This is a genomic window from Congregibacter sp., from assembly GCF_045107095.1.
Lineage (GTDB): Bacteria > Pseudomonadota > Gammaproteobacteria > Pseudomonadales > Halieaceae > Congregibacter.
This window is the reverse complement of record NZ_JBGCFU010000095.1, coordinates 1-9,059: the sequence shown is the minus strand read 5'-3', so window position 1 is coordinate 9,059 and position 9,059 is coordinate 1. Positions and strand designations below refer to the sequence as shown.

General features: G+C 52.4%; 10 protein-coding genes. 6 read left to right on the top strand and 4 right to left on the bottom strand.

Annotated elements, in window-relative coordinates:
- The 5 genes from AB8B76_RS12425 to AB8B76_RS12405 all read left to right on the top strand — a co-directional run.
- A partial coding sequence (locus tag AB8B76_RS12425; protein ID WP_405272904.1) for an acyl-CoA dehydrogenase family protein occupies window positions 1-488 on the top strand: 488 nt, incomplete at its 5' end.
- 81 nt (window positions 489-569) lie between these two features.
- Window positions 570-1,358 (top strand): SDR family oxidoreductase, encoded by a 789-nt coding sequence (locus tag AB8B76_RS12420; RefSeq protein ID WP_405272902.1) that lies wholly within the window; start codon window positions 570-572, stop codon window positions 1,356-1,358.
- A gap of 23 nt (window positions 1,359-1,381) precedes the next feature.
- On the top strand, window positions 1,382-3,133 hold the full coding sequence (aceK, locus tag AB8B76_RS12415; RefSeq protein ID WP_405272900.1) for a bifunctional isocitrate dehydrogenase kinase/phosphatase: 1,752 nt from the start codon (window positions 1,382-1,384) through the stop codon (window positions 3,131-3,133).
- Window positions 3,133-3,840: a histidine phosphatase family protein gene (locus AB8B76_RS12410; protein ID WP_405272898.1), complete on the top strand. Its 708-nt coding sequence runs from the start codon at window positions 3,133-3,135 to the stop codon at window positions 3,838-3,840. The genes aceK and AB8B76_RS12410 overlap by 1 nt, the downstream gene beginning before the upstream one ends.
- Window positions 3,837-4,400, top strand: coding sequence for a histidine phosphatase family protein (locus tag AB8B76_RS12405; protein ID WP_405272896.1), 564 nt, complete (start codon window positions 3,837-3,839; stop codon window positions 4,398-4,400). Before AB8B76_RS12410 ends, AB8B76_RS12405 begins: the two co-directional genes overlap by 4 nt.
- 81 nt (window positions 4,401-4,481) lie before the next feature.
- On the opposite strand, the gene AB8B76_RS12400 is transcribed toward AB8B76_RS12405, so the two are convergent.
- From AB8B76_RS12400 to AB8B76_RS12390, 3 genes are all read right to left on the bottom strand, one after another.
- A complete protein-coding gene (locus AB8B76_RS12400; protein WP_405272894.1) occupies window positions 4,482-5,342 on the bottom strand; it encodes an acyl-CoA thioesterase in 861 nt (286 codons plus the stop codon).
- Window positions 5,339-6,640 carry a TetR/AcrR family transcriptional regulator gene (locus tag AB8B76_RS12395; protein WP_405272892.1) on the bottom strand — a complete coding sequence of 434 codons (1,302 nt, stop codon included), beginning with the start codon at window positions 6,638-6,640 and terminating at the stop codon, window positions 5,339-5,341. Before AB8B76_RS12395 ends, AB8B76_RS12400 begins: the two co-directional genes overlap by 4 nt.
- An 85-nt stretch (window positions 6,641-6,725) precedes the next feature.
- Window positions 6,726-7,295: a DNA-3-methyladenine glycosylase I gene (locus AB8B76_RS12390; protein WP_405272890.1), complete on the bottom strand. Its 570-nt coding sequence runs from the start codon at window positions 7,293-7,295 to the stop codon at window positions 6,726-6,728.
- Between the two features lie 80 nt (window positions 7,296-7,375).
- Between AB8B76_RS12390 and AB8B76_RS12385 the strand changes: the two genes are divergently transcribed.
- On the top strand, window positions 7,376-8,134 hold the full coding sequence (locus tag AB8B76_RS12385; protein WP_405272888.1) for an enoyl-CoA hydratase/isomerase family protein: 759 nt from the start codon (window positions 7,376-7,378) through the stop codon (window positions 8,132-8,134).
- Between the two features lie 5 nt (window positions 8,135-8,139).
- Here the strand turns inward: AB8B76_RS12385 and AB8B76_RS12380 are convergent.
- A partial coding sequence (locus tag AB8B76_RS12380) for a triple tyrosine motif-containing protein (protein WP_405272887.1) occupies window positions 8,140-9,059 on the bottom strand: 920 nt, incomplete at its 5' end.

Sequence of the window (9,059 nt, the reverse complement as noted above, 5' to 3'; positions counted from 1 at the left end):
CAGCCATGGACCAAGTGGTGCAAGAGGGTATCGTGGCTCTTTGCGGTGAGGCCGTGGGCCTTATGGGGCAGCTCAACACTAAGACTCTTGAATACACGAAGACGCGTGAGCAGTTTGGCGTTGCGATCAGCAATTTTCAGGCGCTCCAGCATCGTATGGTCGATACCTTCATGTCTTATGAGCAAGCCAAATCAATGCTCTATCGCGCAGTCTGCGCCCTGGAAAATGGTGATGCTGACCTGCGTAGAGAGTTGCACGCGCTTAAGGTAATGACGCACAAGTGCGGCAAGCATATCTTCGAAGAAGCGATTCAGCTTCACGGTGGTATGGGTCTTACGGACGAGCTGGATATCGCTCACTACGCAAAGCGATTGATGATGATCAATGCGACCTTCGGTGATCGCGATCATCACCAGTCACAGTTCAATGCGCTGAGCTACGGTTCTGAGGCTTCTGAAAACGTCGCTAGCATGAGCGATGCAGCCTAAGAGCTAAACCTTTGAACAGGCCCCCAGCTGGGGGCCTTTTTGTATCTGTAGATCGCACAATTTGTAATTGGAGACCACACAATGGACGTAAAAGGCAAAGTTGTTGTTGTTACAGGCGGTGGCAATGGAATTGGCAAGGGCCTCTGCGAGCGTTTTGCCGCTGAGGGTGCTGCACAGGTAGTTGTTGCAGATCTTGAACTGGATTCGGCTAGGGCTGTCGCAGACGCCGTTAATGGCAGTGCCTATGAAGTGAATGTTCGCGACGAGGCGCAGATTGCTGCGATGGTCGAGGATGTAATCGCAAAGTTTGGTCATATTGATTTGTTTTGCTCAAACGCAGGTATCATCGCCCTGGATGGTCCTCCGTGGTACGCCACCTCGGCCCCTAATGACACCTGGCAGGCCATGTGGGACATCCACGTCATGAGCCACGTTTATGCTGCTCGGGCGTGTTTGCCCTCTATGCTTGAGCGAGGAGAGGGGTACTTCTTAAATACCGCTTCTGCGGCAGGTCTTTTGAGCCAGGTGGGAGATGCCGCTTATTCGACCACGAAGCACGCGGCGGTTGGATTTGCCGAGTCATTGGCGATCACTCACGGCGATGCCGGAGTTAAAGTCTCATGCCTGTGCCCTCAGGCTGTCGCTACGCGTATGATTGGCGATTCAGAAGGGGGAACCGCGGGAGTTGATGGCATTCTAACGCCTGCGGACGTAGCCGAGGCCGTTGTGCAAGGCCTTGCGGAAGAGCGCTTTTTGATTCTTCCGCACCCTGAGGTTGCCAAGTATCGCGAACGCAAAACTGCGGATTACGACCGCTGGATCGGTGGAATGCGTAAGTTGCGTCGCCAGTTTGGTAATCCCGAAGTCTAGTCTTTTGGAGTTTTGGGGGTAGCGTGGAACGACGCGAGCGGTTTGCGCGGATAATTCTTAACGGCTTTGAGTCGTACTTTGCGGATTACCAGAATATTACGCTGGGTGCCCGGTCACGTTTTGAAAATGCGGACTGGCTGGGTATTCATGCGGCGACGATTCAGCGCATCGACCTTTACAAACTGAAGGTCAGCTTTGTGTTGGATACCGTGGAGTTGGTTGCGGGTCAGGAGTTGCGCAATTACGAGTTCTGGCGCGACACGCGCAAGATTTACGCAGGGCTGATACGCAATCACAACAACTTCGAGATTGCGGAAACCTTTTACAACTCTGTTTACAACGCAGTTTTTTCTCACGAACAGATTCGCAACGACTACGCCTTTGTCTTCTCGTCTCAAGGCGATATTCCACTTTCCGACAGTAGTCCTGTTCTTCGCTATTACGCTGTAAAACACTCGTTAAAAGATAGCTTGGAGCAGCTTCTTGAAGACTACTGTTTCAATATCCCCTATGAAGACTTGTCACGGGACGTCGGTCGACTGTTAGAAGCTTTTGAAGAGGAGTTGATGCTTGTCTCAAACATCGACTTGAATAAAAGCGACCTGCGTATGGAGGTGCTTTCTAACCACTTTTATCGCAACAAGGGAGCGTACATCGTTGGTCGAATTCTTTCGGGCCAGGACAGCATGCCTTTTGTTCTCCCTATTTTGCATAACGAGGCGGGCGCGGTGTACGTGGACACCGTGTTGTTTGGCTCCAATCGCGTGAGTGTGGTGTTTAGCTTTACGCGAACCTATTTCATGGTGGATGCGACGATTCCATCCCAGTACGTGCTGTTTTTGGCCAAGCTCATGCCGGCCAAGCCGATTTCCGAAATCTACAGCTCCATGGGTTACAACAAGCACGGGAAAACCTACTATCACCGGTCTGCGGTGAGGCACATGGAGTCGACTACGGACAAGTTTGTTATCGCGCCTGGGATTAAGGGCATGGTGATGAGCGTGTTTACGCTGCCTTCTTATCCCTTTGTGTTTAAGATCATCAAAGACCGGTTTACGCCGCCTAAGGAAGTCACGCACGAAGAAGTGAAATCAAAGTATCGTTTGGTAAAGCGGGCAGACAGGGCAGGGCGTATGGCCGACACTCAGGAGTTCGCTAATCTGGCTTTTGCCCGCGATCGTTTTTCTGATGAGCTGATCGAAGAGCTAAAAGCGGTCGCACCCTCACAGATCCAGGAAAATGGCAAAGCGCTGATTATCGGGCATTTGTATGTCGAGCGCCGAATGACGCCCCTTAATCTCTATCTGCAGGATGCCACGGATATCGAGGTAGAGGCGGTGATGGATGAGTACGGGAACTCCATCAAGCAGCTTGCCGCTGCTAATATTTTCCCCGGAGATATGTTGCTTAAAAACTTCGGTGTTACTCGTCACGGACGCGTAGTCTTCTATGATTACGACGAGATCGTGCCGCTTACGGACTGTAATTTCAGGATTATTCCCGAGCCTCGTAATGAAATAGAGGAAATGGCTAGCCAGCCCTGGTACTCCGTTGGTCCTAACGATATTTTTCCCGAGGAATTTCGTCTGTTCTTTTCGGGCAATCAGCGAGCGCGTAAAGCCTTTGATGAGAAGCACTCAGACATTTACGAAGCGCGGTTTTGGAAGTCGCTGCAAGAGCAGATACGTAGCGGCTATGTTGAATCGTTCTATCCTTACCGAAGGAAACTACGTTTCCCCCGGGAAGAAGAACCCTCTTTGCTTGGACAAGCTTAATGGCCAGTATTTACGTTGTTCGACATGGACAGGCGTCTTTTGGCGCAGAAAACTACGACGAGCTATCCCCCCTAGGTCGGCTGCAAGCGACGCTCACCGGTGAGTACTTGGCTCGTACCGGAGTGGTGTTTGATGCGGCTTACAGTGGTTCCTTGGAACGTCAGAAAGATACCGCTTCGTTAGCGCTGGGTAGTCAGGCGGCTTCGGTGCCTTTGACGGTGGATGCCCGGCTTGACGAAGTACGTAATGACGAGCATCTAGAGTATCTGCTTCCGAAGGTGCTGGAGACTCGCCCGGACATCAAGGCGATTGTTGATCAGGGTCTTGATTCAAGTAAGCGCTTTCAAAAAGTCATTGAGGCTGTTTTTAACTACTGGGTCTCTCCCGAATGCGATGAACCCAATATTCAGAGTTGGGCGGAGTACTCCGAAGGCGTGCACAGCATGTTGCGCGACATCATTACCAATGAAGGGGCGGGTAAAACGATTGGCGTGTTTACCTCCGGTGGCACTATCGCCACTCTCACCGCAGCGGTACTGAAGCTTCCTGGATCCGCGACTTATCAATTTTATGAGCCCGTGTTCAACTGCTCGGTCACGCAGATTTTTTACAGGGCGGAACAGGTGTCTTTGTCGTACTTCAATGATTGTTCGTTTCTTCGAGAGCAGTCTGCATCCCGGGGAGAAAAGCTGGTTACCTATCGATGAGTAACGCGCGAGCGATTTATCTGGTTCGTCACGGAGAGGCTGCGGCGAGTTGGGGGCAGAGCCCTGACCCGGGTTTATCGGAGCTAGGGCATTCTCAGGCTAAAGAGACTGCACAGCAGCTGGAGGCACACTTGTCGGCACCGGGAGTCACCCTGGTGAGCAGTCCTTTGCTGCGTGCCCAAGAGACCGCGATCCCATTGGCCGCTGCGTTGGGGCTAGAGGTTTCGGTCGATGAGTGCTTCCGTGAGATACCGTCACCGGTGCCTCTTGACGAGCGTCAGGACTGGCTGCGAGGTTTTATGCGTCAGCAATGGCATGAGCAGGAACCGGCTTTGCACCAATGGCGACAGAACATTGTCGATGCAGTTGAGTCGCTCTCGGGTACAACGATTGTCTTCACGCACTTTTTAGTGATCAACGCCCTGGTGGGTTGGTATCAGAAGCGTGAGGAGACACTCGTGTTTTGGCCCGACAACGCATCTGTCACCGTGCTTGATGACTCGACGGGCAGCCTGGCGGTGCGTTCCTTGGGCAAGCAAATGTCTTCGGTTGTGAATTGAAAGCTCTAGCGACTTGAGAAAGGACTCTGGCTCTACGTTAGTCCCTCAAGCAAGCCCGTCTCGGCGGCGTCGTTGATTTTTTTAGGGTGAACTAGGTCGCAGCCGTATCAACGACTCTTGGGCGGTAGACGCGATAAGCCGACCGTCGCGGCTAAAGAACTGTCCGCGGCTGAATCCGCGACCGCCACCTGCGTTTGGGCTGTCCATGGTGTAGAGCAAATAGTCATCGGCCCGCCCGGGACGGTGGAACCAGATCGCATGATCCAAACTGGCTGCCTGAATCTTCTTGCTCGCAGCTGTGTAAGGGTGTGGAAACAGTGCAGCCCCCAGCAGGGCAAAGTCTGAAATAAATGCGAGAAGGGTTTGGTGGCGATTGGGGTCGTCCCCAATATCACCAGGGACCCTAAACCAGGTGTGTGAGATAGGATCTTGTGGTTTTGGCGATGCATAGTCGCGACGATTAATGACTTTGCGCTCCACCGCCTGAGAAAAGGGCGGATCATATCTATCCGGGTGTTTCGCAGCCATTTCGGTCCAAAAATCGAAGTCGTTCTGAAGGCCCTCAGGAGGTTCTACCTCCGGCATTGGCGCCTCGTGATTGAGTCCTTCTTCGATTTCCTGGTACGACACTGAAGTGATGAAAATGGGCTTACCGTCTTGCTTCGCAACAACGCGGCGCGTGGCAAAGCTACGGCCGTCTCGCGTGGGATCTACTTCAAAGACGATCTGCTTTGCGGGGTTACCCGGGCGCAAAAAGTGCGCATGCATAGAGTGGGCAACGCGGTCGTCGCCAATGGATCGATTGGCCGCATTGAGGCTTTGCGCAAGTACCTGGCCCCCAAAAATGCGCCGCGGGCGTTCGGGGCTACTGCCGGTAAATAGGTAGGTATCAATGCGCTTCACTTCAAGATGATTCAAAAGGTCTGCGAGAAGGTCAGTCATGAGAGGCTCTCTTTAGACGGTTCTTTTGGCAAAAGTCCGTTATAAAAAATATCGAAGTACTCGATGGCTGCGCTGTCGATGTCGTCAATGGCTCGCCAAAGGCTAATGTCCATCGAAGCGTTGATTGCTCCGGACATTAAACGGCGTGCCAGAAGTGAATTTACATCGCGGATACTGCCATCGAGTTTTCCTTCGGCAATCAGGGTGTCAAACCGGCTATCCGCATCCTCCGTTGCGGCGAGAATCTCTATTCGCCGTTCCTTAGGTAGTGCGGTAATCGTGTTGTAGCGAATTAATGGGCCCGCGTCGGAGTTTTGGACGTGGAATACTCTACGAGCGGTTTCATCGAGCTTTTCCAAGCCTGTTCCTTCAGCGCGCATTGCGTTGGTATCGATTCGTTGCACGATGCCGATGGAGCGCTCATAGCAGGCGAAGAGGAGATCTTCCTTGTTTCGAATGTGATAGTAGAAAGCGCCTTTTGAGACGTTGAGGTGCTCGGCGATCTCGTCCAGAGATGCTCCGTTAAAACCTTTGCGGTTAAAGAACCAGGTACCAGCTTTATAAAACGCTTCTTGTTTTTGTCGATGCTGTTCTTCTCGATCAAAGCCCTGCGCTGGTCGATCATTGTCCGAGTTGATGTTCAGGGGCACGGGGCGATATTCGCGGCCATCAGCAGATAGGCCCCTTAGCAAAATGTCCCAGGCGGAGTCAGCAGCGTTTAGAACGTCGGAGCGATCTAGTTGATGCAGCCAATGAAACACCCAGTCTGTGGCACCAATGATGGCTCGGGTGGCCGAGGTGCTGTCGACCGTGCGTGCCTCACCGCTCTCCATGGCCTCACGCAGGAAGGCTCGGAGGCGCTTAAACATCCGTATGTATTCTGACTCAATGGCCTTGCGGTGCTGCGGTTTGAGCGACGCTATCTCCAGGGGTGCCGCGATGTGCACATCGTCCCCGGTTTGGGCGCTTAGCCAGCCTTCAAACTGGCTTTTGAAGAAGGCCCCGGCACGCTCCAGAGGAGTGAGCGTCGCTTTGTCGAGAGCGTCCATAATGGAGTGCTGCCGCTGCATGGTGACTTCGTAACACTGGAATATAAGCTCTTCTTTTGTGCGCACGTAGTAGTAGAGGCTAGTCTTGGTGAGCCCCAGACCTCGGGCCACGTCCTGCAGCGTGGTGGCTCGCGATCCTTTGCTATTAAAAAGGCGTGCAGCTTCAGAGAGAATAGCGATGCGCTTAGCGTCATGCTGCGCTTTTCTGTTGAATGGAGACGTGCTGTTTGAGCTGCTGGTGGTCGTCATTCAGGGGACGCTTATTGTTCTCATCATACTGTAAGGTTGGAAATTCCAACTTTAAGTATTTTTACCGGCCCTGTCTACGAATCCATTAAGCGAGCGCCGCACATTCCCTGTGTCGTGGGCAGCTCACGATATGGTCATTGACCATGCCGGTGGCCTGCATATTTGCGTAAATGATGGTCGGGCCCACAAAAGTAAAGCCCCGCTTTTTCATGTCTTTGCTGATCTTTTCAGATAGAGGGGTCGAGGCAGGAACCTCAGACATGCTGCGCCATTTGTTCTGAATGGGTTTGCCGCCTACAAAGTCCCAAAAGTAGTCGAGGAGTGTGGTGCCTTCTTCATAGAGCTTAAGGGTCGCGAGGGCGTTTTTTCTGGCGCCATACACTTTGAGCCTATTTCTAACGATGCGAGCATCCAATAGTTTTTTGTCTAATTGGCTATCGCTATAGGCCGCAACTTTGTGAACGTCAAAGTCATCGAAAACCGCGCGATAGCCGTCGCGCTTACGTAAAATGGTTATCCAGCTTAGGCCAGCCTGGGCACCCTCTAGTACCAAGAACTCAAACATCAGCTGCTCGTCTCTGAGGGGAACTCCCCACTCATTATCGTGATAGCTCATGTATAGCGGATCGTCTCCACACCAATCGCAGCGCTGCATCTGTACTCTCCGTGTTTACTTAGCGAACGATGACGGCGTATCGACGCTATGCAAGAATGTGTAAAAGTCAGGAGCTTAGCATGAGCCATTCGATCGAATATTCGGTGAGCGACAGTGTCGGGACACTGAACATCAACCGCGAAGATAAGCACAATTCTCTTGGCGCCACAGAGCTTAAACGTATCGCTGACGTTCTTGATGTTGTCGAAGCGGATCCAGAGGTGCGAGTGCTCATTGTTACGGGGGCGGGGGAAAAGACATTCTGCGCCGGAGCATCTTTAGGAGACCTAAATAGCGGTGTTTTGAAGCCTGATGCGTTCCAAAGCGCGATGCACCGTTTAGCCACGTTAGCCATTCCCACCTTGGCCCGGGTGAACGGCAATGTGTTTGGAGGTGGGACCGAATTGGCATTGAGCTGCGACTTTCGAATAGGCGTGGTGGGTACACGGTTGCGCGTACCTGCAGCAGCGTTTGGCTTGTGTTACCCGCCAGCGGGTATCTCCCTATTTGTAGAGAAGCTCGGCCCAAACATCGCGCGGAGGATGCTGGTGGCATCTGAGGCAATGGATGCGGTGGAAGCGTATCGAGTCGGTTTTTACGATTACATCGTGGCGCAGGAAGAGCTTGATGAGCGTGTAGAGGAGTTAGCGCTGCATATAGCAGGGCTAGCACCATTGGCGACTAAAGCCATGAAGGAGCTGATTGCCCAGGCCGGCCGTGGTTCTATCGATATCTCTCGTGCTACAGAACTGGCGCGCTTGTGTGAGGAGTCAGATGATTTGCAGGAGGGCTTTGCAGCTCAAAGAGAGAAGAGGATGCCTGAGTTCTCTGGAAAGTAACCGAGTTACAAAACAAATCTGTTAGCCGGGAAGCGCAGGCTAATAGAGAGCGTGTTCCCCGCATCGTAGTCGTCGCTTACCTCTCCACCGCCTGTCTCGATGAGATGAAAAGTAAGCGGCATAGCTCGCGCAAGGGTCTCGTCATAGTTGTGCTTCTGCGCACTGTCTTCAATGCGGAATTCGTAACTGATTTCCCCAGCCTCGGTAAGGGTGGGGGAGGCAAAAGCTATGTATATGAGCGGATCAATTGAGCTATCGAAGCTTCTGCCGGTAATCGCAAATTCAAGCGCTTCCTGAATGACTAAACAGAGATACATTGCATGCTCGAGGGGAACCAGATCTTTGCAGGTGTCATTAGTGATGATCGCGCGGGAGGCAAATTCAGAAGTCGTTGCCAGCCGAGCCGTGATCTCGTTGGTGAGGGCGTGTATGTTTGTTCGCTCCTGATTCGTTGTTCTGTCGGTAAACGTTTGAAGACTGCGCAGCGTTGCTATCTTGCTCGATAGGTCGGCTGTTGTTTCACTATCTGTGTCATTGAATTGGGCGGACAGCGCTGTTTCCAGAACGTCTAGCAGTTGGTTAGCAGATGGTGTTCTTCCGAGTAGTAAGGTTTCATTCGCTTCTCGTTGCGCCTGGTAGTCATCCTCTAAACGCGCGAATGCAGCGCTGCCTTCTTCAGCGATCTTTAGGCGTTCTCTGCGCGCTACATTACGATCATTGATTATCTTGAAGTATCGAAATGCGATCAGCGCCAGTAGGAGATAACTAGCGATTGCCCACCACGTTCGCCACGCCGGAGGCAGTACTTTAATAGGAAGCCTGATCTCGTTGTCGCTCCAGACGCCTGTAGAGTCAGCCCCTCTGGCTCGGAACACATAATCGCCTGGTGGTAAGTTTTGGTAAGTGACTACGTTAATGCTTCCGG